The sequence below is a fragment of the Actinoallomurus sp. NPDC052308 genome (genome assembly GCF_040679195.1).
Taxonomy (GTDB): Bacteria; Actinomycetota; Actinomycetes; order Streptosporangiales; family Streptosporangiaceae; genus Actinoallomurus; species Actinoallomurus liliacearum.
In genome coordinates this window covers 959,194-982,127 of record NZ_JBFAUM010000002.1, presented here as the reverse complement: position 1 = coordinate 982,127, position 22,934 = coordinate 959,194, and the positions used below count along the sequence as shown (strand labels likewise).

At 73.3% G+C, this 22,934-nt stretch carries 20 protein-coding genes; 7 read left to right on the top strand and 13 right to left on the bottom strand.

Features of this window, described 5'->3' with window-relative positions:
- Positions 1–211: 211 nt before the first annotated feature.
- The 6 genes from AB0L00_RS10755 to AB0L00_RS10730 are packed head-to-tail and all read right to left on the bottom strand — an operon-like array spanning position 212 to position 7,903.
- The gene (locus tag AB0L00_RS10755; RefSeq protein ID WP_364431268.1) at positions 212–625 is read right to left on the bottom strand and encodes a hypothetical protein; all 414 of its coding nucleotides are present in this window, start codon (positions 623–625) and stop codon (positions 212–214) included.
- A complete protein-coding gene (locus AB0L00_RS10750; RefSeq protein WP_364431265.1) occupies positions 625–4,122 on the bottom strand; it encodes a hypothetical protein in 3,498 nt (1,165 codons plus the stop codon). Before AB0L00_RS10750 ends, AB0L00_RS10755 begins: the two co-directional genes overlap by 1 nt.
- A 50-nt stretch (positions 4,123–4,172) precedes the next feature.
- Positions 4,173–4,946, bottom strand: coding sequence for a polysaccharide deacetylase family protein (locus AB0L00_RS10745; RefSeq protein ID WP_364431262.1), 774 nt, complete (start codon positions 4,944–4,946; stop codon positions 4,173–4,175).
- Positions 4,939–5,901 (bottom strand): glycosyltransferase family 2 protein, encoded by a 963-nt coding sequence (locus tag AB0L00_RS10740; protein WP_364431259.1) that lies wholly within the window; start codon positions 5,899–5,901, stop codon positions 4,939–4,941. Before AB0L00_RS10740 ends, AB0L00_RS10745 begins: the two co-directional genes overlap by 8 nt.
- Positions 5,898–7,028, bottom strand: a complete 1,131-nt coding sequence (locus tag AB0L00_RS10735) for a GNAT family N-acetyltransferase (protein WP_364431256.1) — start codon at positions 7,026–7,028, stop codon at positions 5,898–5,900. The genes AB0L00_RS10740 and AB0L00_RS10735 overlap by 4 nt, the downstream gene beginning before the upstream one ends.
- Positions 7,025–7,903 (bottom strand): glycosyltransferase family 2 protein, encoded by an 879-nt coding sequence (locus tag AB0L00_RS10730; protein ID WP_364431253.1) that lies wholly within the window; start codon positions 7,901–7,903, stop codon positions 7,025–7,027. Before AB0L00_RS10730 ends, AB0L00_RS10735 begins: the two co-directional genes overlap by 4 nt.
- 289 nt (positions 7,904–8,192) lie before the next feature.
- Here AB0L00_RS10730 and AB0L00_RS10725 point away from each other — a divergent pair, with 289 nt between their 5' ends.
- The gene (locus AB0L00_RS10725) at positions 8,193–9,065 is read left to right on the top strand and encodes a putative protein N(5)-glutamine methyltransferase (RefSeq protein WP_364431250.1); all 873 of its coding nucleotides are present in this window, start codon (positions 8,193–8,195) and stop codon (positions 9,063–9,065) included.
- A gap of 305 nt (positions 9,066–9,370) precedes the next feature.
- Here AB0L00_RS10725 and AB0L00_RS10720 read toward each other — a convergent pair whose 3' ends face one another.
- Positions 9,371–10,567, bottom strand: coding sequence for a UDP-N-acetylglucosamine--N-acetylmuramyl-(pentapeptide) pyrophosphoryl-undecaprenol N-acetylglucosamine transferase (locus tag AB0L00_RS10720; protein ID WP_364431247.1), 1,197 nt, complete (start codon positions 10,565–10,567; stop codon positions 9,371–9,373).
- A gap of 252 nt (positions 10,568–10,819) precedes the next feature.
- Here AB0L00_RS10720 and AB0L00_RS10715 point away from each other — a divergent pair, with 252 nt between their 5' ends.
- Positions 10,820–11,221, top strand: a complete 402-nt coding sequence (locus tag AB0L00_RS10715) for a spore-associated protein A (RefSeq protein ID WP_345355793.1) — start codon at positions 10,820–10,822, stop codon at positions 11,219–11,221.
- A 70-nt stretch (positions 11,222–11,291) separates the two neighbouring features.
- Here the strand turns inward: AB0L00_RS10715 and AB0L00_RS10710 are convergent, their stop codons facing one another.
- The 4 genes from AB0L00_RS10710 to AB0L00_RS10695 all read right to left on the bottom strand — a co-directional run bounded on the left by AB0L00_RS10710 (position 11,292) and on the right by AB0L00_RS10695 (position 15,889).
- Positions 11,292–12,728, bottom strand: coding sequence for a cellulose binding domain-containing protein (locus tag AB0L00_RS10710; protein WP_364431244.1), 1,437 nt, complete (start codon positions 12,726–12,728; stop codon positions 11,292–11,294).
- A gap of 173 nt (positions 12,729–12,901) precedes the next feature.
- On the bottom strand, positions 12,902–13,852 hold the full coding sequence (pip, locus tag AB0L00_RS10705; protein WP_364431632.1) for a prolyl aminopeptidase: 951 nt from the start codon (positions 13,850–13,852) through the stop codon (positions 12,902–12,904).
- Positions 13,853–13,910: 58 nt separating this feature from the next.
- On the bottom strand, positions 13,911–15,218 hold the full coding sequence (locus AB0L00_RS10700) for a HAMP domain-containing sensor histidine kinase (protein ID WP_364431241.1): 1,308 nt from the start codon (positions 15,216–15,218) through the stop codon (positions 13,911–13,913).
- Positions 15,215–15,889: a response regulator transcription factor gene (locus tag AB0L00_RS10695; protein WP_364431238.1), complete on the bottom strand. Its 675-nt coding sequence runs from the start codon at positions 15,887–15,889 to the stop codon at positions 15,215–15,217. The genes AB0L00_RS10700 and AB0L00_RS10695 overlap by 4 nt, the downstream gene beginning before the upstream one ends.
- A gap of 189 nt (positions 15,890–16,078) precedes the next feature.
- Here AB0L00_RS10695 and AB0L00_RS10690 point away from each other — a divergent pair, with 189 nt between their 5' ends.
- The 5 genes from AB0L00_RS10690 to AB0L00_RS10670 all read left to right on the top strand — a co-directional run bounded on the left by AB0L00_RS10690 (position 16,079) and on the right by AB0L00_RS10670 (position 20,320).
- Positions 16,079–17,260 (top strand): FAD-dependent oxidoreductase, encoded by a 1,182-nt coding sequence (locus AB0L00_RS10690; protein WP_364431235.1) that lies wholly within the window; start codon positions 16,079–16,081, stop codon positions 17,258–17,260.
- Positions 17,261–17,303: 43 nt separating this feature from the next.
- Positions 17,304–18,170: an RNA polymerase sigma-70 factor gene (locus AB0L00_RS10685; RefSeq protein ID WP_364431233.1), complete on the top strand. Its 867-nt coding sequence runs from the start codon at positions 17,304–17,306 to the stop codon at positions 18,168–18,170.
- Between the two features lie 33 nt (positions 18,171–18,203).
- Entirely contained in the window at positions 18,204–18,689 is a 486-nt protein-coding gene (locus AB0L00_RS10680; RefSeq protein WP_364431230.1) for a hypothetical protein, read from the top strand.
- Positions 18,690–18,774: 85 nt separating this feature from the next.
- Positions 18,775–19,548, top strand: coding sequence for an SDR family NAD(P)-dependent oxidoreductase (locus tag AB0L00_RS10675; RefSeq protein ID WP_364393026.1), 774 nt, complete (start codon positions 18,775–18,777; stop codon positions 19,546–19,548).
- Positions 19,549–19,555: 7 nt separating this feature from the next.
- On the top strand, positions 19,556–20,320 hold the full coding sequence (locus tag AB0L00_RS10670) for a crotonase/enoyl-CoA hydratase family protein (protein WP_345355775.1): 765 nt from the start codon (positions 19,556–19,558) through the stop codon (positions 20,318–20,320).
- 45 nt (positions 20,321–20,365) lie between these two features.
- Here the strand turns inward: AB0L00_RS10670 and AB0L00_RS10665 are convergent, their stop codons facing one another.
- Both AB0L00_RS10665 and AB0L00_RS10660 read right to left on the bottom strand, forming a co-directional pair.
- The gene (locus tag AB0L00_RS10665; RefSeq protein ID WP_364431227.1) at positions 20,366–21,187 is read right to left on the bottom strand and encodes an oxygenase MpaB family protein; all 822 of its coding nucleotides are present in this window, start codon (positions 21,185–21,187) and stop codon (positions 20,366–20,368) included.
- Between the two features lie 93 nt (positions 21,188–21,280).
- The gene (locus AB0L00_RS10660; protein WP_364431224.1) at positions 21,281–22,912 is read right to left on the bottom strand and encodes a carboxylesterase/lipase family protein; all 1,632 of its coding nucleotides are present in this window, start codon (positions 22,910–22,912) and stop codon (positions 21,281–21,283) included.
- Between the last annotated feature and the right edge of the window lie 22 nt (positions 22,913–22,934).

Genomic DNA, 22,934 nt, shown 5'->3' with positions numbered 1-22,934 from the left:
AAGATGGCACTAAAGAGCGAATTCAAGAAACCGGACTTTTCGTCTTGTTCCGCGACCTGTCCGCTCATGGCCCCGCACATTGGACAGGTCAATCTCCTGAGCAAGATCGGATCTTGTCCTGGAGTCCGCCTCACCCGGTGTGTCGCCGTCGGCGGGCCACCCCGCCACGGCTAGGTTCGGGGCGCCATTCCTACGGCCGCCGCCTCCGTGCTCAGCCGTCGAACGCCCAGGACTCGTCGTCGCCGTCCATATCTACCGGGCTCTCAAATGGCGTTTCCGGCGAATTCCCGCGTTTGGCGCGGATTGCCCAGGCCGGGACCATCAGCCCCGCGGAGACGGCCGCGACGGCCACCAGTCCGCCACGCGGCGACCACATCGAACAGACCAGCATGACCTCGGCGACGGCGGCGTTCAGCGCGATCGCCACCAGGCCGGCCAGGATGCCGCGGGCCGCCCCGTCGAGACCGGCGAGCAGCCAGGCCGTACAGCAGGCGGGCGTGCCGAGGGCCAGCGCCAGGGCGAGCGGACCGGGGCGCGGTGCGCCGGAGGGCAGGAGCGCGACGGCGACCAGGCCGGCGAGGAGGAGCGTCGCGGCCGCCGGGAGGAGCATTCGTCGTCCGCGCATCACGACCCCAACACCAGGAAACGCTCGACGATCACTGCCGCCAGGACGAGCAGCAGGAAGACGGACGCACGGGTCAACGGCCGCAGCCGCCGCTCCTGGCCCGGCCCGAGGCGCAGCCGTACGGCCTCGCGCGCGACCAGGAGGACCATCAGCAGCGGAAGTACCGCGAGGCCGATCGGGGTCCAGCTCGTCGAGCCGAACCGGAAGCGCCGGGCCCGGACCGGGGCGGCCGGGACGCCCGGCGGCGGTGTGCGCAGCGCGTAGACGGCGGCGTCACCGTCCACGAACACCGGGCGGAGCTGTGGAGCGGCCGCGAGCGCCGCCCGCATGCGGCCGGCGTACGAGGCGGGCAGGCCGTAGTTGTAGTGGTTGTACGCCTCGTTGGCCCGGCTGGTGACGAAGTAGCCGCCGGGCTCCTCCCGGAGGGCCGCGATGATCCGGGAGATGTCGGACGGGTTCACGGGAGCGCGGACGGCGGTGTAGTCGAACCGCTCCATCGCCCGCTCGCCCCACGGCATCATCGGGAAGTATCCGGCGTCGTCCTGCGGGTCCGCCTGCCACACGACGTTGATCACGCCGGTCGGGGTCCGCCGCAGCATCGTCTCGAACGCCCGCACCTCGCCGGGACGTACCTGCTCGAACGTCTCATTCCCGAAGCGGACGAACAGGAAGCCTCCCGCCAGCAGCAGCCCGCACAGCGCCGCGCCGCCGACCGCGAGGGTACGGCGGGGCGCGGCGAAGGTCGCCGGGAAGAAGGCGTACGCCGCGAGGAGACAGGCGCCCGGAAGGACGAAGAAGTACACCCGAAGCGCTATCTCGCCGCCGTAGTTCTGCAGGCCCGCCGCGAGGAACGGCGCGGCCAGCAGGACCAGCGCCACCCGGTCGTCGAGGCGGCGCAGCCGCCGGCGTACCGCCCCGTAGAACGCCAGCACCATGGTCACGGCGGCGATGAGGATCCGCACGAGCTGCACCGTCGCCAGGCTCTCGCTGCCGTTGCTCACCCGGCCGGCGACCCCGCCGGTCAGGTTGGACAGCAGCGCGCCCGCGCCGGAGAACAGGTCGCCGATGTGCCCGGCCCAGTACGCCGTCGCCATGAAGCCGACCCAGCCGGCCACCATCACCGCGAGCAGGACCGGCAGGCCACGGGCCGTGCAGCGCCGTACGACCACGAGCCCCGCGCAGGTGAACAGGGTCAGGAACGGGGTGAGCTGGTGGCTCGCCGTGGTCACCGCGAAGATCAGCACGAGGAGCACCAGCAGGACGGTGCGCGTACCGACCGGGGCGTCGACGGGCGGCCGGTCCCCGGCGGCCAGCGGCCCGCGGACGAACGCCCGGACCCGGCCGGTGGCCGGGCGCCAGTCGGCGGGGCGCACCGCCGGGCGGAACCAGTTCAGCAGCACGCCGACGAACAGCAGGTACAGCAGGTAGGTGAAGCCCTGCGGGCTGAAGTAGTCCTGCCCGACCCAGTCCCCCACCACGAACAGCCACGCGGTCAGCCAGCACGCGCGCCAGTTCGCGCGCATCGTCCGCAGGATGAGGTACAGCGGCGCGAGGTAGAGCACCTGCGCGGCGACCGGCGCCCAGTGCAGGAGCGGCTCGAGGTCGCGGAGGCCGGCCACCCGGCTCACGAAGGCGACGAGCGCGAAGAACCCCGGCCAGCTGAACCGCGCGTCCAGCGCGTAGTCCGCCGCGCCGGTTCGCCGGATGTACTCCACGAACCCGTAGTGCTGCCAGGCCGTCTCCGGCCGGGCGTACGGCTCCAGGGCCGGGGCCAGGCCGTGCAGCGCGACGACGATCGAGACGAGCTGCAGGAGCAGGAGCACCCGGCGTTGCCGGTTCAGCCACAGCGTGCCGAAGAACGCCGCGACCAGCAGCCCGGCGCCCACGAGGGTGGCGACCGGCAGCACCGAGATCAGCCCGTACCCGTTCATCCGGGCGAGCCGCACGTGCCGCAGCGGCAGCCAGTACAGGCCGAGCCCGGCGGCGAACAGCGCCCACACCGGCCAGGCGGCCCGCGCCCTGCTCGGCCGGCGCGCGGCGACCCGCCGCGCGGACGACCGCACCGGACCGGGCACCACCACCGCCTCAGGCGCCGCTCCGGGTGCGGCCTCGGATCCGGCCTCAGGCACCGCTTCTGACCCCGCTTCGGGCTCCGCCTCAGGCACCGCTTCGGGGGCGGCCTCGGGTGCCGCTACGAGGGCCGCCTCGGTCGTCGTGCGGTCTTCGGGCGCCGCAATGGGCGATGGCGCGGGACGGATCACCCGGAGCATGGCCGGGAGGACGGCGACGGCGAGCGCGACGGTGACCGTCAGCACGGCGTATCCGGGGCCGGTCGCGTGCGCGCCGCCGGGCAGCAGGAGCAGGAGCGCGAGCACGCCCGTGAACCGCACGCCCTGCAGCAGCGCGACGAGCCGCGTGCGCCGCCGGACGCGCAGCACGCCGATGTACACCTCGATCAGCGCCTTGGGCAGGACGGCCAGGGCGAGCAGCCGCAGCAGCGGGGCGCCCTCGCGGGCGTACCCGGGGCCGAAGACGGACAGGCCGAGCCGGGCGCCGAACAGGATGACCACGACGGCGGGCAGGAGGATGAGCGTGATCCGGACCAGCGCCGAGCGGCAGGCGGCGGCGAGCCCCCCGGCGTCGAACGCCCCCTCCACCGTCAGCGACGTCGCCATGTTGACGGCCAGCACGTCGACGGTCGCGCCGAGCACCCACGCCAGGTAGAAGTACGCGTTCGTACGCGCGTCCAGGCGGGCGGCGACGACGACCGGCACGAGGTTGCACAGGGCGTAGTAGAAGAGCGTTCCGGTGTAGTCGCCGGCGAGGTACCGGCCGATCTCCGCGCCGGTCGGGACCGGCCGGTCGCCGTCGGTCGCGGCGACGTGGCGTGGGATGAGCCGCTGGTGGAGCAGCCCCTCGACCGGGATGAGGAGGAGCAGCGCCGCCAGCACCCAGGAGATCGCGATCCCATCCTCCGGCAGCGCGCCCGCCAGGGCCACGAGCAGCACGATCTTCATGGCGGCGAACAGCGTGTTCTTGCCGAGCACGCCGGTGGCGTGCCGCAACCCGGTGAGCACCCCGTCCTGGGCGGTGAACAGGCTCCACGAGACGACGGAGACGACGAAGAAGATCCCGGTGCTCGCCCCGGACAGGTGCGCGAACGACGGACCCCACCAGCCCAGCGTGAGCAGGAACCCGACGGCGAGCGTCGCGGCGGCCGTGATGCCCGCGAGGTACGTTCGCAGCACGAGCCGGCTCGTGCCCTGCCCCATCTCCGGGACGAACCGGATGAGGATGAAGTTCAGCGCCGTCAGCCCGCCGAGGAACATCATGGCCTGGTTCTGCGCGGACTGCCGGCCGACCTCGGCGGGCGGGTAGAACCGGGCGGCGAGGAGCCAGTAGCCGAGCCCGAGCACGCCGGTGAGCCCGCCGTTGATCATCAGGGCGTACGCGTTGCGGAACAGCGGATTGGACAGCTCGCTCCGCAGGGCCGCCATGGGCTCCAGTGTCGCCCTTTCGTCCGTTCGCGCAAGTGTCCTGAGGCGCGTCACACGGTTCCTTGGAGGCGTCGTACGGCGTAGCGCGACCGGCGTACGACCGCGTACCCCTTGGTCAGCGCGTGGTCGACGAGGAATCCGCGGCCGCGCAGCGCCCGCTCGAACGCCCCGATCGACGTGCCGGCCCGTACGGTCACCCGGGGCACGGCCAGCCGGTCGGCGCCGTCGGCCGCCAGGGCGTTCGCGACCGCGCACGCCGCGTCGTACCCCGCCGCCCGGACCGCGCGGCGCACGCGCTCGCTCGAGTAGCCGTACGGGTAGGCCATCGTCGTCACGGCGCGGCCGACGCGGTCCTCCAGGAGCCGTCTGCTGCGCAGCAGTTCCGTGCGCAGCACCGCGTCGCGGAGCTGGTCGAGCTCGGCGTGGCTGTGGCCGTGCCCGCCGACCTCGATCCCGCAGGACGCGATCTCCGCGACCTGGCTCCAGCTGAGCGTCCGGCCGAGCGGCCGGCCCGCGGCGTACGGCCCGGCGTCCCGGATCCAGCCGGTGGTCACGAACACCGTCGCGCGGAAGCCGAACCGGTCGAGCAGTGGCAGCGCCCGTTCGTGGAAGTCGGCGTACCCGTCGTCGAACGTGATCACCACCGGCCGCACGGGCGCCGGGCCGCCCTTGGCCAGCTCACCGAAGGTGATCGGCGTGCGGCCGGTGTCCCGCAGGTAGGCGAGCTGCTCGGCGAACGCCTCCGGGCGGACCGCAAGCCGATCCGAGCCGCCGATGGAGTGGTACATCAGGACCGGAACGGGAGCGGGCGGTGCGTCACCCATGGGACCTCCCGAGGGGGCCGGCGGCCTGGAGGGAACCGGCGTACCGGGACGGCCGGAGGGAACCCGCGGCGTACCCGGACAGCGTGACGGCGAGCCCGGCCACGATCGCCCCGGCCCGCCCCAACCCGGCAGGGTCGCCGGTGAGCGCGGCGCGTACCCCGCGCGCGACGCCGCGCGGCAGCTCCACGAGCGCGTGCCGGCGTTCGCTGGCCAGCCCGTCCCCGACCCCCACGCTCTGAGTGACCATCGCCTTCGACAGGCCCTCGGCGTAGCAGCGGGTGCGGAAGTACGCGAAGCGCGCCCGCTCGCCGGGCACGCGGTGCCAGATCACGGCACGGTCGTCGAACAGCAGCACCGTCTCCGGCGCGGCCTGGCGCAGCCGGATGCAGAACTCGGTCTCCTCGCAGCCCAGCGGCCGTTTGCCCGGGGCGCGCCCGATCCCGCTGCGGAAACCGCCGGCCACCTCGAACGCCGCGCGCCGGAACGAGGCGTTGCCGCCCATGAGGTTCCGGATCGGCCCGGCGGCCATCCCGCGGTAGGTGCACCCGACCACCCACGCGAACTCCTCGGGGAACCAGCGGGGCGCGTCGGACGGCCAGAGCGGCAGCGTACGGCCGCCGACCCCGGCGACGTCCGGCTCCGCGTACCCGGCGGCCAGCACGGACAGCCAGTCGGGGTGGGCGACCGCGTCGTCGTCGAGGAACGCGACCACCTCGCCGCACGCCGCGGCCACGCCGGTGTTCTTGCCGCCGGACAGGCCCTGCGGCCCGGTGTTCGGGAGCACCCGGACGTCCGGCAGCGCGGCCTTCAGGCGGGCCAGCAGCGCGTCGTTGTGGTCGACGACAAGGATGATCTCCTGCGGGGCGAGCCGCTGGGCCCGTACGGACTCGACGGCGGCCAGGACGTCGTCCCAGCGCTGCTCGGTGTAGGCGCAGATGACCACGGAGATTCTCACGCGGCGTTTCCCTTTCCGGCCGCGGCGCGCCCGGCCGTCGCCTCCTGGACCCCGGCCGCGCGGCCCTTCGTGCGCAGCCGGGCGTACGTCCGCAGCACCCGGTCCGCCCCCGCGTACAGCGCCGGATGGGCCAGCACCGCGCTGCGCGCCCGGCGCACGGGCGCCTCGCGGATCCAGTGCAGCCCGGCGGCGGCCGACACGCGGGCGGCGCGGCCCTCGGCGATCGCGAACTCGGCGTTCTTCAGCCAGTCCTTGTACTCCCGGCCGCCCCGGCCCATCGCGATCCAGCCGATCCCGGCGCCGGCCGCCGCCTCCGCCATCCGCAGATGGCCGACCATGCCGGGGGAGTACCGGCCGAACTCCACGTCGTACGCGGGGAACCAGCCCGCCATGACCGGACCCGCCCGCAGGCCCAGGTGCGCGGAGACGGGACGGCCGCCTGCGCGCAGCACGCTGAGCACGCCCACGCCGGTCTCGTGCAGGTGCGTCACCAGCGCCACGATCCAGGGCACGGCGAACCGGTCGGTGCGGCCGGTCCGGCGGTACTGGTCGGACTTCCACGCCATCAGCCGCCGCAGCTCCGCCGGGTCCCGCTCATCGAACGTGTAGGTCACCTGACCGGCCTCGCGGCCCAGCTTGCGCTCCTTGTACCGGACGGTCTTCAGCGTCTTCGGCGACCGCTTCCGCGCCTCCTCCGCGTACGGGGCGAACCCGGCGCGCAGGTCCATCACCGGCTCGACGCGGGTCTCGGCGTGGTACGCCGCGAACGCCGCCTGGTCGGCCAGCAGGTGGTCGAACTCCCACACCGACAGGCGGCAGGCGCGCAGCAGCGCCCGTACGTCGAACTCCAGGTCCGGCGGCCCGATGAGACCCTGGCAGTCGGTCAGGCCGGCGCCGATCGGGCGGCCCAGCCCGAGCGCGTGCCGCTCGTACGGCAGGAAGCCCACGACGCCGGTGCCGTCACTCAGCACGGCCACCCGCGCGTCGGGCCGGAACCGGCCCACGGCCAGCGTGAACTCCGGAGACAGGAACGGGTTGCCGAGGGCCGGGCCGGCGCCCTGGAGTGCGCGCCAGCGCGCCAGCTCCGGTTCCCCGAGGTCCTCCGGGCGCGTGATCTCGAACCTCACCCGGGGGCCTCCTCCAGGTGGACCTGCTCCAGGGCCGCCCGCTCACGCGCGGTCCGCTCCAGAGCCGTCCGTTCACTCGCGAGGGGCCCGCGCGGGACGGTACGCGGCCGGGACCGGTTCGCGGGTCCCCGCCGGCCCTGGACCATCGTGCGCAGCACCCGCAGGCCGTCCCGGGCCGCGTTCAGCTTCGAGACGCCGGACCTGCGGTCGAGTTCGTGGCTGGGCACCTCGGCGATGCGCAGCCCGGTGGTGACGGCGTTGACGCACAGCTCCGTCTCGATCTCGAACCCGTCGGCGGCCAGGTCCAGCCGGTCGACGACGGAACGGCGCAGCGCGATGTACCCGTAGCACAGGTCGGTCCAGCGCACGCCGTACAGCACGTTCGCGAGCCTGGTCAGCCAGAGGTTCCCGGCCCGGCGCAGGAGGGTGAGGTCGTCGGAGCCGCCGCCCACGCAGTAGCGGGAGCCCTTGACGACGTCGAACCCGCAGCAGATCAACGCGACGAACGCGTCGATCTCCCTGGGGTCCATGCTGCCGTCGGCGTCGATGGCGACGATGACGTCGCTGGTGGCGGCCCGGAAACCGGCCCGCATCGCCGCGCCCTTCCCGGCGGGCGGCTGGCTGATGACGACGGCGTCCGGCCGCAGCCGCCGGGCCACGTCGGCGGTGCCGTCCGCGGACTCGCCGTCGACGACGACGACCTCGTCCACCCCGGCCAGGCGGGGCAGGAGCCATCGCAGGTTGGCGGCTTCGTTGAGGGTGGGAATGACGGCCGTAACGGTCGGCCATGACGCGCGGTGTCGCGCGACGTCCAGATGATGCAGGAGCGCGCCGGTTCGGACGCCGGCGCCGTGGAAGAAGTCCGGCTCGTGCATGGTGGTGCCCCCGGTTAGGCAGGGGAGACTCGGAGGGGACGAGATCCTGCCGAGGTCGACTGACACCATCGATCGTCTGCCGGACGGCGCGGAAAGCCCTCCCCCGCATGACGCAACCGGCCTACGTCAGCCGAAGGGTGCCCGCGGTGACGGAGACCTCACCGCGCCCCCACCTGCGGCGGCGCCGCGCAGGACGACTCGGGTGGCTATGGGGCACGTTGTACGGGACGGCCCGAATGGGACGTGGAGTGCGCCGTGCGTGACGGTCCGAGTAAGGTTGCCGTCTCTCATGTCGACCTCCTCTCTCTCCCCCTCCGCCGTCGTCGCCCGGCTCCGGGCCGCCGGCTGCGTCTTCGCCGAGGACGAGGCGCGGCTGCTCCTCGAGACCGCACGTACGCCCGGCGACCTCACCGCGATGGTGGACCGGCGCGTCGCCGGCCTGCCGCTCGAGCACGTCCTCGGCTGGGCCGAGTTCTGCGGGCTGCGGGTCGCGGTCGATCCGGGGGTGTTCGTGCCCCGGCGGCGTACCGAGTTCCTCGTCCGGCAGGCCGCCGCCCTCGCCCGGCCGGGCGCGGTGGTCCTCGACCTGTGCTGCGGCTCCGGCGCGCTCGGCGCGGCGCTCGCCGCGCTGCTCGGCGGGGCCGAAGCGGGCGGCAGGGCGGAAGCGGGCGGCAGGGCGGAAGCGATCGGCAGGGCGGAAGCGGGCGGCCGAGCCGAGGGGCGTGGCGCGGCCGAGGTGTACGCCGCCGACGTCGATCCGGCGGCCGTGGCCTGCGCCCGCCGCAATCTCGCGGCCGTAGGCGGCCGGGCGTACGAGGGCGACCTGTACGAACCGCTGCCCGCGACGCTGCGCGGCCGGGTCGATGTCCTCTTGGCCAACGTGCCGTACGTCCCCACGGGCGAGGTCGCCCTGCTACCCGCCGAGGCGCGCGACCACGAGGCGCGGGTCGCGCTGGACGGCGGCGCGGACGGCCTGGACGTCGCCCGCCGCGTCATCGCCGAGGCCCCGGCGTGGCTCGCACCGGGCGGTCACCTGCTCTTCGAAACGAGCGGCCGCCAGGTCCCGGCCGCCCGCGAGGCCGTCGCCCGCGCCGGCCTTTCCTTTCGGGTGGCGACCTGCGAGGACACCGACGCCACGGTGATCATCGGCACCCTCGCGTAGACCGCCGGACGAGACCCGGGGCCTGCGATCGATGTGAGCGGCTCCCTCACCGCCGTACCGGATGCTCGGGAAAGGGCCGTCCGCGGCGCTGATACGCGGGCCTTGTCCTCTTCCGCAGTCGGGTTGCCGAGCTGTCGGTACGCAGCCGCATCGCCGGGGCCCTCGACGGGTGGCCCCATTGAGTTCGGCGCACGGTTCGAGTTCCGTCACGGACGCGCCCGCCAGATCCGCTGCGGTTCCTCGGGCGAATGGGAAGAGCCCCCGGCCCGGATGGGCGGGGGCTCTGGCGCGCTTCGGCCGGTCGGTCAGGAGCCGGCGACGGAGAGCAGGACGTCGACCAGGCGGTCGGCGGCGTCCGGGCGGCCGGCGGCGCGTGCCCGCTCGGCCATGGCGGCCCGTCGCGCCGGGTCGGCGAGGAGGGGTTCCACGGCGGCGCCCAGGGCCTGCGGGGTCGCCTCGCCGAGCAGGGCGACGGCGGCGCCGGTCTCCTGGAGGTGACGCGCGTTGTGGGCCTGCTCATCGCCCGCGGAGGAGGCGAGGGGGATGAAGACGGCCGCCTTGCCGAGCGCGGTCAGCTCCGCGATCGTGCCCGCGCCGCTCCGGGAGATCACCACGTCGGCCAGCGCGAGGACGTCGGGCAGTTCCGGCCCCACGTAGTCGGTCAGCAGGTAGCGGGCGGCGAGCTCCGGCGGCAGGGACGCCGTGTGCTGCCGGAGCCCGGCGAGGTTGTCCGGTCCGCACTGGTGAATGACGTTGGCACGGGACAGCAGCCACGGCAGGATGCCGGCGACGAGGGTGTTGATCTGCTGCGAGCCCTGGGCGCCGCCGGTGACGTAGACGGTCGGGAGGCGGCGGTCGAAGCCGTTCAGGGTCAGCGCGTGAATCGCCTTCTCCGGCCGTCCCTGCAGGACCTCCGGCCGTACCGGGTTGCCGGTGACGACCGCGTTCGCACGAGACTTCTCGGGCAGCAGCGGGAGGGTCGACTCCGAGGACACGGCGACGCGCGTGGCCCGGCCGGCGAGGCTCCGGTTGGCCAGCCCGAGCCGGACGGTCTGCTCGTGGACCACCAGGGGGCGGTGGCACAGCCTGGCGGCGGCGATCCCGACCGGAACGGCGACGTAGCCGCCGGTGGCGAGGACCACGTCCGGGCGGAACCTCGAGATGACCTTGCGGGCCTGGAGGATGCCCAGCGGGACCCGGAGCATGTCCTTCACGTTGGCCGGTGACAGGAGCTTGATCGGGTTGCTGGAGCGGCGGATCTTTCCGGTGACGACGGAGGCGAAGGGGATGCCCTCGCCGGCGGCGACGCGGGACTCCAGGCTGTCGGCCTTCCCGACCCACAGCACCTCGAGAGCCCGGCCGGAGCCCTGCAGCCGGGCGTGGAGAGTCCGCACCGCGGTGAGAGCCGGGTACGTGTGGCCGCCGGTCCCTCCGCCCGTGACGATCAGGCGGAGCGGCCGCTCCGCGTTGACGGGCGGGTGGGAGACGATCTCATTGTTCACGGAGCAACCTCGGTCGACGTAACCGGTCGATTTTGAGCCGGCGGCTCCCACGCTAGCCAGGCCCGCGCGGACAGGTCGCGGAAACGGCGTCCATGTGATTCTTCCCGCCCCGCGCCGTCGTCCGCGTACGACGCGTTTGTCACGTTCCAGAAGCTAGATCATCCACGTCCCGACGTGCTCCGTTAACCCGTCGTTCCGGGCGTCAACATGATCATCTCCCTGACCTCCCAACATCTCAGGAAAGCGGTCATCATGAAGAAGGCTCTCAGGACGCTCGTCGCCGGCGCGGCGGTGGCCGGCGGCATCGCCGGTGGCGTCGCGCTCGCGTCGCCCGCGTCGGCCGCCACCCCGGCCGGCGTGTGCGGATCCGGTTACTCCCAGATCGACAAGCACACGATGTCCGGCTCGACCATCTACCTGCTCTTCAACGGCTCGTCGAACTGCGTCGTCACGTTCAAGACGACGTCGGTCGGCAAGGCCACCCGTACGGGTGCCTACCTGCAGGTCTCCGGTAAGACGCCGGTCGAGGACACCGACGACTACACCACCTACGCCGGGCCGGTCCGGCAGAGCGCCGCCGGCAAGTGCATCGTCTGGGGCGGCGGCACCTCGGCCGGCGGCTTCTGGTACAGCGGCTGGAGCCACTGCGGCTGACCCGCGCGAAAAAGGGTGGCGGGCCGCGCGTGCGCCGCACGGCCCGCCACCGAGCGGGGAGAGAATGGCTCTAGCCGGTGAACGCCCTGGTGAAGTCCAGGTCGTTCTGGGCGATGCTGCTGCAGGTCGCGCTCGCCCACTGCTGGGGACCGCCGGGGCAGGGCTTGTCGCGGGTGGCGGACCACATCGACAGCCAGGCGAGGTTCTTCTGCTTGGCGAAGGCGGCGAGCTTCTTGGCGTCGGCGACGGTGAACACCTCGGTGTTCGTGTCGTTCACGCCGATCATCGGGGTGACCGCGATCCTGCTCCACGCGCTGCTCAGGCCGAGCGCGTCGCGTACCTGGGCCTCGGTGGAGGTCGCCGCCTGGATGGCGTAGTCGCCCATCTTGCCGCTCGGGTTCGGCGCCTGACCGTCGCCGTAGTCCATGGCCATGACGTTGACGGCCGAGACGGAGTCGCCGTTCTGCCTGGCGTTCTTCAGGAGGTTCACGCCGTCCTGGGTGAGCCCGGAGGGCAGGACCGGCAGGGTGAACGACACGTCCAGGCCGGGTACCTGCTTCTGCAGCGAGGCGATCGCCTGGGCGCGCCGGGTGTTCGCGGCCTGGTCGGCGATCGCGGCGCCCTCGACGTCGAAGTCCACCTTCTTCAGCTTGAACGCGTCGATGACCTGCTTGTACGCGGACGCGAGCGCCCCTGAGTCGGAGCAGGCCTGGGCGAGCTCGGTGCCGTTGGCGCCGCCGAACGACACGCGGACGTCGCCGCCCGCCGTGCGCAGCGCCCCGATCTGCTTGGCGACGTCGTTGTCGGCGAGCGCCTGGGAGCCGCCCCACTTGGGCGTGCAGCCGCCACCGGCCACGACGAAGGCCAGGTTGAACGTCTTCACCCCGGTCCTGGACGCCGTGCCGGTCAGGTCGAACGGCGGGTAGAGGCCCACGTCGACGTACGGCGCGAAGCCGCCGCTCGACGAGGACGGCGCGGTGCTCGACGGCTCGGGAGTCGGGGGCGACGGCGGGGCCGGAGTGGTCTTGGTCGGCGTGGGCGTGGGTGCGCCGCCGCCCGAGCAGGAGGCGCCGTTCACCTGGCAGGCGGTCGGAGTCGTCGCCTTGCCGTCCACGGTGAACCCGACCTGCCGCTCCTGGCCGGGCGCGAGGTCGGCGTTCCAGCTCTCGTTCTTCACCGTGACGTGCGTGCCGTCCTGGTGGGACACACCGTTCCACAGGCTCGTCACCTTGGCGCCGGCCGGCAGGTCGAAGGACAGGTCCCAGCCGTGCACGGTGTCGGTGCCGCCGTTGGTCAGCGTGTACTGGCCGGTGTAGCCGGAATCCCAGGACGACACGGTGCGGAAGGCGGCCCGTACGGAGGCGGTGTCGGCCGAGCCGCTCGCCGCCAGCAGGCCACCGGTGCTCGCGCCGCCGGTCGCCAGGGCGACGCCGCCGGCGCCGAGCACGGCCGCGAGGCCGACCAGCAGCGGCGTCCGCCGTCGGCGGCGCGCGCGGTCTGCGTTCATGAGGGGGTACCTCCAGTGGAGCCGGGTGCGGGGTGTGCGCCTGCAGGGCGGTGCAAACGTACGGCCGCGCGGCGCCCCGTGGATCGCCGTTAAGGCGCGCTTAAGGAGCGGTTGAAGCGCGGTTGACCCGATGCCCGGCTCCGAGCGGAACGCCCGGTTTCACGCCACCCGAGTCAGGTACGGAAGCGGTCGGTGGCGTCGATCAGGCGGTGCCGGATCCCGGGTTCCATGCTGCCGTGGCCCGCGTCCTCGACGACGTGGAACTCGGCCTCGGGCCAGGCCTGGTGCAGATCCCACGCCTGCCGGGGCGGGGTCTTCATGTCGTAACGACCGTTGACGATCACGGCGGGGATGTGCCGGATGCGGTCGATGCCCGAGAGCAGGCCGCCGTCGGGGAGGAAGCCACCGTTGGCGATGTAGTGGTGGAGGATGCGGGCGAAGGCGAGGAGGGTCGCGTCGTCGAGTGCCGGCGGCTCGACGGGGAGCAGGGTGTTGGCGCACATCTCCCAGGCCATGAAGGAGCGGACCGCGGGGAGGTGCACCGCCGGGTCCGGGTCGCCGATGCGGCGGCCGTAGGCGGTGAGCAGGTCGTCTCGCTCGGCGGCGGGGACGGCGTCGCGGAACGCCGCCCACTCGGCGGGGAAGAGCTGGGCGATGCCGGTGTCGGCGAACGTCCAGTGTTCGTCGGACCGGCGGACGAGGTAGATGCCGCGCAGCACGAGCTCGGTGACGCGGTGCGGATGGGCCTGGGCGTACGCGAGGGCGAGAGTGCTGCCCCAGCTTCCCCCGAAGACCAGCCAGCGGTCGATGCGCAGATGCTCGCGGAGCCGCTCGATATCGGCGATCAGGTGCGGAGTCGTGTTGTGCTCCAGCGAGACCCGCGGGTCGCCGGCGCTCGGCCGGCTGGCACCGCAGTTGCGCTGGTCGAACAGCACGATGCGATAGGCGGCCGGATCGAAGAATCGGCGGAAGCCGGGCAGGATGCCGCCGCCCGGCCCGCCGTGCAGGAAGACCACGGGCTTGCCGGCGGGGTTCCCGCAGACCTCCCAGTGGATGTCATTGCCGTCACCGACATCGAGGAGGCCGGACTCATGCGGCTCGATCGGGGGATAGAGCTCTTTCAACGCCATACGGGCAATTAGTACCCGATCACTGATCAGCACTCCGCGCGGTCCCGCGACGCTAGGGCCGTCGTCTCCGGCGCGGGCGCTTGGGCGTCGTCGGCAGCCAGATCTGTACCTGCGCGCCCCCGAGCGCGGAGCGGTCGATCCGTACGTCGCCTCCCGCGGCCTCGGCCATGCGGCGGGCGATGTCCAGTCCGAGGCCGGTGGACCCGCCGCCGCTGGCGCCCCGGCGCAGCGCCGCCTCCGGGTCGGTGATGCCCGGACCCGCGTCCGCGACGAGGATCCCGACCAGCCCCGCGCCCGCGTGCAGCGTCACCGCGAACGCCGTGCCCTCCGGGGTGTGCCGGAACACGTTCCCGAGCAGCGAGTCCAGCACCGCGCTCAGCTCGGCGCGCGGCACCGGGACGGCGACGGGCCCGTCGGCGCCGATCAGCTCGCAGTCGCGTTCCTGGTCCTCGGCCAGCGCGGACCAGAAGGCCATCCGGTCGCGGAGCACCTCGGCGGCGTCGCACCGGGCCGTCTCCGTCGGCTTGCGCGCCGAGCGGATGATCTGGTCGACCTCCTCCTCGAGGCGCGTGACGGCGAGCCGGGTCTGCTCGGCCGCGGGTTCGGCGCCGAGCGCGGCCGCGTTCAGCCGCATGGCGGTGAGGGGGGTCCGCAGCCGGTGGGACAGGTCGGCGATCAGCTCGCGTTCGGCGGCGAGGAGCTGTTCGACGCGGTCGGCCATCGTGTTGAACGCGCGCCCGGCGTCGCGCAGTTCGGGCGGCCCCTGCGGGTCGATGCGGGTGCGCAGGTCGCCGTCGCCGAGGGCGGTCGCCGCGCGGGCCAGGGTGCGCGCGGAGCCGACGACGCGGGCGCCCAGGCGGTCCGCGACGACGACGGACCCGGCGACGAGCACGGCGGCCACGACCGTGAGCGTGACCCAGGCGGCCTGGACCCCCCGTGCCAGGTCCTGGCGCGGCAGGTACACCTCGACGATCGCCGTACGGTCCTGGTCCAGCGCCACCGGCTGCAGCAGCACGTAGCCGCCGGACGCCGGGGTCGAGAAGGACCGGCCGCGCTCGGTGGCGGTGGCGAGGTCCGCGAGCCGCGCCCGGGAGGTCCCCACCGTGCCGCCGGCCCGGGGCGGCAGGTGGACCGCCATCCGGCCCGCCGCTCCGGCCTGGGTGCTGGCGACGGCGCGCTGCAGCGCGGTGCGGTCGGTCGTGATGGCCAGCGCCGGGGCGAGCGACCCCGCCTGGCGTTCCGCGTCGTTCAGCGCCCGGTCGCGGGCGATCTCCTTGACCATGAGGGCGAGGGGGATGAGGAACGCCAGCGCGACCATTGAGGTGACGGCCGCCGACACGAGCGCGAGCGACCGCCTCACGGCGCGATCAGCTTGACCCCCACGCCGCGTACGGTGTGCAGGTAGCGGGGGTGGGAGGCGGTCTCGCCCAGCTTGCGGCGCAGCCAGGACAGGTGCACGTCGATCGTCTGGTCGTCGCCGTACGGCTGCTGCCACACCTCGGTCAGCAGCTCCCGCCGGGATACGACGTGACCGGGGCGGGACGCCAGATGGGCCAGCAGGTCGAACTCCCGGCGTGTCAGGTCCAGCGGCCGGTCGTCGAGGAACGCCTCGCGCCGGTCCGGGTCCACCCGCAGGCCGCCGACCTGGTACGTCCGCGGCTGGGCCGACTGCTTGGAGCGGCGGAGCACGGCGCCGAGGCGGGCGCTCAGGTGCTCGCCGGAGAACGGCTTGATCAGGTAGTCGTCGGCCCCGGCGTTCAGCAGCCGTACGATCTCGGTCTCGTCGTCGCGCGCGGTCGCCACGATCACCGGTACGTCGGAGACGCCGCGCAGCATCTTCAGGGCCTCCGCGCCGTCGAGGTCGGGCAGCCCCAGGTCCAGGATGACGACGTCCGGCGCGGCGCGCGCCACCTCGCGAAGGGCGTCCAGCGCCGTGCCCGCGCTGCGGACGGCGTGCGCCCGCTCGGTGAGCTCCCGGATCAGTGCCGACCGTACGAATTGGTCGTCCTCCACCACGAGCACATTCGCCATGCCCGGCACCTTAGAACCTGACGGCGGCATAACTGCCGAAATCGCGACAAAGTGCGCGTCAGTAAGAGCGAGCCGTTGTGAGACGTGGATCACATCCTCAAGGTGTCACTTCGGGGCGGAGGTCTTTGTCCCATGGGCGTCACCGGCACGGAGCCCTGGCCCGGTGACCCGAACGTGGGGAGTGAAGAGATGAGGACCGACCACCGCGTCGTCGTACTCGGCGCCGGCTACACCGGCATGCTGGCCGCGATCCGCCTGGCCCACCGCACCCGGCGTACCGGCGTCCGGATCACGCTGGTCAACCCCTCGGCCCGGTTCACCGAGCGGCTGCGGCTGCACCAGACCGCCGCCGGGCAGGAACTGGCCGACCACCGGATCCCCGACCTGCTGGCCGGGACCGGGATTACGTTCGTGCAGGGCAGGGCCACCCGGATCGACCCCGACGACCGCACGGTGGTGATCGACGGCGGGGCGGCGAGGCTGGAGTACGACACACTCGTGTACGCCCTCGGCAGCGCGGCCGACACCGGCCGGGTCCCCGGCGCCGGCGACCACGCCTTCACCCTCGACGACCCGCGGACCGCCGCCCGCTTCGCCGCCCGGGTGCGGGAGGTCGCGGCGGCCGGCGGCACGGTCACGGTCTGCGGCGGCGGCCTGACCGGGGTGGAGGCGGCGGCCGAGCTCGCCGAGACCCACCCCCGCCTGAACGTCACCCTGATCAGCTCCGACCGGCCCGGCGCGATGATGGGCGACCGGGCCCGCGCCCATGTGGACCGGGCGCTGGACCGCCTCGGCGTCACCGTCAGAGTGGGCGCGCGCGTCGCCAAGGTGCTGCCCGACGCGGTCGAACTCGACGGCGGGGAGACGATCGCCTCGGACGCGTGCCTGTGGACGGCGGGTGTGACGGTGTCGCCGCTGGCCGCCGACGCCGGGATCGCCGTGGACGAGGGCGGGCTGATCGTGGTGGACGCGACGCTGCGCTCGGTGTCCCACCCCGACATCCACGCCATCGGTGACGCCGCCGCGATCCGCATGGCGTGGGGGCGGATCCACGGCACCTGCCAGAGCGGCATGCCCACCGCCCAGTACACCGCCGACGCCATCGCCCGCCTGCTGCGCGGCAGGCCGGTCAGGCCGTTCCGGTTCGGCTACTTCCACCAGCCGGTCAGCCTCGGCCGCCGTGACGCGGTCATCCAGTTCACCCGCGCCGACGACACCCCGCGCCGGGCCTACCTCAAGGGCCGCGCCGCCGTGATGTACAAGGAGACCGTCAGCGGCAGCCCGCTGAAGATGTACCGGATCAGCAAGCGGATGAACGTCAGCGCCACCCTCTCCAAGGGCGGCCGCGCCACCCGCAGGGCCGCCGCCTGACGGCGGGCCTTCCCTCGGACCGGCGCATCGAGAGGATCACCCCATGACCGACCCGTACCTCGAACACCGGCGGCTGCTGTTCGCCACCGCCTACCAGATGCTGGGCAGCGTCGCCGAGGCCGAAGACGTCCTCCAGGACGCCTGGCTGACGTGGAACGCCGCCGACCGCGCCGCCATCCGGCACCCGAAGGCCTACCTGGTACGGACGGTCACCAACCTGTCGTTGAACCGCCTCACCTCGACTCGGGCGACCCGGGAGACCTACGTCGGCCCGTGGTTGCCCGAGCCGCTGCTCACCGCGCCCGACGCCGCGCAGGAGACCGAAATGGCCGACACCGTCTCCACCGCCTTGCTGGTGGTGCTGGAGACCCTCAGCCCCGTCGAGCGCGCGGTGTTCCTGCTCCGTGAGGTCTTCGGGTACTCCCACGCCGAGATCGCCGACATCCTGGAGCGGCCCGAACCGACCGTCCGGCAGATCGCGCACCGTGCCCGCGAGCACGTCCAGGCCCGCCGGCCGCGCTTCGACAGCGACCCGGCCGAGCGTGAGAAGGTCACCGCCCGGTTCATCGCGGCCTGCGCGGGCGGCGACCTGGGCGCGGTCATGGAGGTGCTCGCGCCCGACGTGACCCTCTGGTCCGATGGCGGCGGCAAGGTCACCGCCGCCCGCCGCCCCCTGCTCGGCCCCGACCACGTCGCCCGCTGGATGCTCGGCGTCCTGGCCAAACCCGAATCGGCCGGCGGCGTCATGCGACCCGCCCCCATCAACGGCGAACTGGGCGTGCTGTTCACCATCCAGGGCCTTCCCGCCGGCGCCCTGACCTTCGACCTGGTCGACGGCCGTATCCAGAACCTGCGGATGCAGGTCAACCCCGACAAGCTCGGCGGCCTGGCGGCCGGTTCCGGTCACTGACATGGAGCACGGCCGGTGCGGCACCATGGGGCGGTGCGACGGGCGATGACGTACGTGGCCGCCTGGGGCGGCGCCACCTCGCTGGCGGTGATGCTGGTCTGGTTCGGCGCGCGTCCGGTGCTCCACAACGCCGTGTTCGGCCCGCCGCCGGCCCGTTCCGTCGTCGACCACGTGCCCGCCTCGGCCGCCGCGCCGTCCTCCCCGCCGCCGAGTCCGAGCGTCCGGGCGACGCCGAAGCGGACCGTACGGCACACGCCGGCGCGGCCGTCGAGTCCGCGGCCCACGCCGTCGCCGCACACGGAGACCCGGAGCTACACGCTCGCCGGCGGGCAGGTCGTGCTGTCGATGACCGCGACCGCCGCCCGGCTGGTGTCGGCGACCCCGGCCGCGGGGCATGAGGTGCGGACGTGGCACGCGGCGGGCTGGCTGCGGGTCGACTTCACGGAGGGCGCCCACACCTCGTCGTTGTTCTGCACCTGGAACGGCCACGCGCCCGCCGTTCAGGTGCAGGATCAATAGCGGTCGCACCGCTTGGACAATTTTTTGATACGCGTGAGTAACATCACTAGAATTTGATTCGGCCTTCTCCGGTAACCTCCTGCTTATGGACGTAAACGGAGTTGCCGCCGTCGTCACGGGCGGCGCGAGCGGACTGGGCGAGGCGACCGCGCGGGACCTTGCCGCGCACGGTGCCAAGGTGGTCGTGGCCGACCTCAACGAGGACAAGGGCAAGGCGATCGCCGACGAGATCGGCGGCGTCTTCGTCAAGGTCGACGTCTCCGACGAGGAGCAGGTGCAGGCCGCCGTCGACGCGGCCGTCGCCACCGGCGCGCCGCTGCGCGTCGTGGTGAACAGCGCCGGCATCGGCTGGGCGACGCGGACCGTGGGCCGCGACGGCTCCCCGCACGACCTCGCGTCGTACAAGAAGGTCATCGAGGTCAACCTGATCGGCACGTTCAACGGCCTGCGGCTCGGCGCGGCGGCGATCGCCAAGACCGACCCGGTCGACGAGTTCAACACCCGTGGCGTCGTGATCAACACGGCCTCGGTCGCCGCCCTCGAGGGGCAGACCGGCCAGATCGCCTACTCCTCCTCCAAGGGCGGCATCGTCGGCATGACCGTGCCCGCCGCCCGCGACCTGGCCGCCATCGGCGTCCGCGTCAACACGATCTGCCCCGGCATCATCGACACGCCGATCTACGGGCAGGGCGAGCAGGCCGAGGAGTTCAAGAAGAAGCTCGTCGCGCCGGTCGTCTTCCCCAAGCGCATGGGCCGGGCGTCGGAGTTCGCCCACCTCGTCCGTTCCCTGATCGAGAACGACTACGTCAACGCCGAAGTCATCCGTTTCGACGGCGGTATCCGCTTCCAGCCCAAGTGAGGTCCTGATGTCGGACGCGGTCCTGACCGAGGTGGACGGCGGCGTCGCCGTCATCACGATCAACCGGCCCGAGGCGAGGAACGCCGTCAACGGCGCCGTCGCCCAGGGCATCGCGAGCGCGATCGACGAGTTCGACGCGCGCAAGGACGTCTCCGCCTACGTTCTCACCGGCGCCGGCGGCACCTTCTGCGCCGGCATGGACCTCAAGGGGTTCCTCACCGGTGACGACCCGACCAAGGGCGGGCGCGGCTTCGGCGGCATCACCGAGCGGCCCCCGGCCAAGCCGATCATCGCCGCCATCGAGGGGTACGCCCTGGCGGGTGGCTTCGAGCTGGCGCTGTCCTGCGACATGATCGTCGCGTCTTCGGAGTCGAAGTTCGGGCTGCCGGAGGTCAAGCGCGGCCTGGTCGCCGGCGCGGGCGGCCTGCTGCGGCTGCCGCAGCGGATCCCGTACCACGCCGCACTGGAGATCGCGCTGACCGGCGACCACTACCCGGCCGCACGGCTGGCCGAGCTCGGCCTGGTCAACCGGGTCACCGAGCCCGGGGAGGCGCTGCGGACCGCCAAGGAGCTGGCCGCCAAGATCGCGGCGAACGCCCCGCTGGCGCTGGCCGCCACCAAGCGCGTCATCGTCGAGTCCCGCGACTGGCCGAGCGACGAGCAGTTCGCCCGGCAGGGCGAGATCATCATGCCCGTCTTCGGGTCCAAGGACGCGATGGAGGGCGCGGCCGCCTTCGCCGAGAAGCGCTCGCCCAACTGGTCCGGCGAGTGACCTTCGCGCCGGGGGCGGGTCTGGCCGGTCCCGCCCCCGGCGCGGTCAGGCGGTACGGGGCGTGGTCCGCCGGGCCGGAGCCCTGTCGAGCCTGCGGCGGAGATCCTGCAGGTAGCGGTCGCGGGGCAGCGTACGGACCGGCAGCGGCAGCCGGGGATAGACCAGCCGGAGCGACCGCACGAGCAGGTGGAAGCGGACCTGCCGGGCGCGGTCCCACCGCCAGCCGTACTGCCGCCTGATCGGCTCGGGCATCAGGCCGGCCGTGAGGAGACGGATGGCGGCCAGTCCGGGCCGGTTCAGCGGCCCGCCGGGCAGCCGCGGGTGCAGCACCTGGTCGGCGATCGCCCGGGAGGCGTCGCTGATCCGCAGCTCGGCGAGCGTCCGCGCGTAGTACTCGCGGAAGTCCGCGTACGTCGCCGGCATCATGGCGTACGGGCAGCCGAGGATCGTCGCGAACACCTTGCTCTGCTCGTAGTAGTCCGCCAGTTCCTCCCGCGTGAGCGCGCGGAAGAACAGCCGGTACGCGTGCGCGGCGGTGGCGAACAGCGTCGCGGCGACCCAGACCTGCAGCTCCGGGTCGTCGGCCCGGTAACCCTCGCCGGTCACGGTGGTGTGCATCCGCCGGACGACGGCGCTGAGCCGGTCCGCCTCCTCGCGCGAACCGAACTCCACGGCGTACAACCACTGCATCGTGCCCCGGAGCCGCCCCAGCGGGTCCCGGGCGGTGTAACTGTGGTCGTACACGCCCTGCGCGATCTTCGGGTGGGCCGTTTGCAGCAGCGAGGCGGCGCCGCCGACGGCTATTAACAGCCCTTCCCGGCCCACCGTGCGGATGAGGTCACCGTCCTCGAAGTATCCATCGCCCATGACCTCAGTGTAAGTGAGTACTTGCATGGCGGCGAGTCGTCGTACGAGCGGACGCCGCCACCCGCCGAGCGCGGGTGGCGGCGGTGCGCCTCCTCAGTGACCGAGGGAGGTCCAGAACCCGCAGCGGTGCTCGCGGGCCAGGTCGACCGGCCGGATGCCGCCGGAGCCGGAGGCCAGCGACAGCACCCGCTCCGCGCCCGGGAGGGTGGGCGCCCAAGTCGGCGCGCCGCCGCCGTTCGGGTCGCCGGTGCGGGCGAACCGCGTCCAGTAGCCGATCATCCGGTCCGAGAGCAGGCGCTGGGCCGTGGACAGCGGCCCGCGGAACTCGGACTGGTCGAACAGGTACTGCAGTTCCGAGGCGTGGAACGCGCCCGTCGGGAAGGCCGGTGCGGGGGTGTCACTGGCCCAGGGTGCGTTCTCGTCGGCGAACTCGTACGCGTACGTCGGGACCCGCTCGCTCAGCAGCCGGTCGGTACGGCCCGCCGGGCACGCCCAGGCGTAGTCGGTCCACACGGACGCCAGCGCCAGGCTCGCCGAGCCGTACCGCCGGACCGGATACTCCGCCAGGACCTTCGCCGCCTTGACGGGCCCGAAGAAGTCCTCGAGCTCACCGCGGTAGTCGGCCTCGGTCGTGACGTGCCCGCTGAAGCTCTCGACCGCCGCGACGAACAGCCGGTGCTCGTCGCGGGTCGTGCCCTGGATCACCGGGACGTGCGCGAACCGGCCCGTCGCGAGCGCGGTGGCGGGCGCGACCGGCAGCACCGTGCCCCCCGCGGCGGGGCCGAACCCCTGGCCGCCGTCCGAGGCGTTCAACAGGGCCGACACCGGGAGGCGGCGCAGGCAGGCGGCGACGTCCGCGGCGTCGCCGCAGCCGATCTTCGCCGCCAGCGACGCGCCCTGGCGCGCCCGCTCCGCGCGCGGCCGTACGACCCATTCGCCGTCGTGGTAGGGCCACTCGTCGGTGACGGCGCACGGACCGCTCTGCACGATGGCGCGCCGGAACAGCCCGGCCGAGCCCGGCGCGGTGAGGTGCGTACAGGTGCTCACGCCCCCGGCCGACTCACCGGAGATGGTGACGTTGCCCGGGTCGCCGCCGAACGCCGCGGCGTTCCGCCGCACCCAGCGCAGCGCCGCCTGCTGATCCTCCAGACCGAAGTCGCCCGACGTCGGCCGTCCGCCCCGGTCCAGCGAAGGATGCGTGAGGAGGCCGAAGACGCCCAGGCGGTAGTTGGGCGTCACCACGATCACGTCGCCCTGGGTCGCCAGCCGCCGGGCGTCGTACAGGTCCCCGGCCCCGGAGTAGAACCCGCCCCCGTGGATCCAGAACATCACCGGCAGCCGCCGCCCGGTGACGTGCCGGGGCGTCGTGACGTTGAGGTACAGGCAGTCCTCGGCCTCACTCGGGGCGTCGCCGAGGAAGCCGGCCGTCTGGGCGCACGCGTTTCCCGGTCTGGTCGCGTCACGGGTCCGCGTCCACGGGGAGACCGGCTGCGGCGAGGTCCAGCGCAAGGACCCCACCGGTGGCGCCGCGTACGGGATGCCCTCGAACACGCGATGGTCGCCCGTCACGGTTCCGCGCACCGGCCCCTCCGCGGTCCGCACCACCGAGGCGTCCCCGCTCTCGGCGGCCGCGGCCGGGAGGGCCGCCCCGACGGCCCCGGCCAGCCCCACCGCGCCCGCGACGGCGACCCACCATGCTTTCGCGTACTTCCGTCTCTCCGGCATCAACGCCACCTCCACCGCTCGG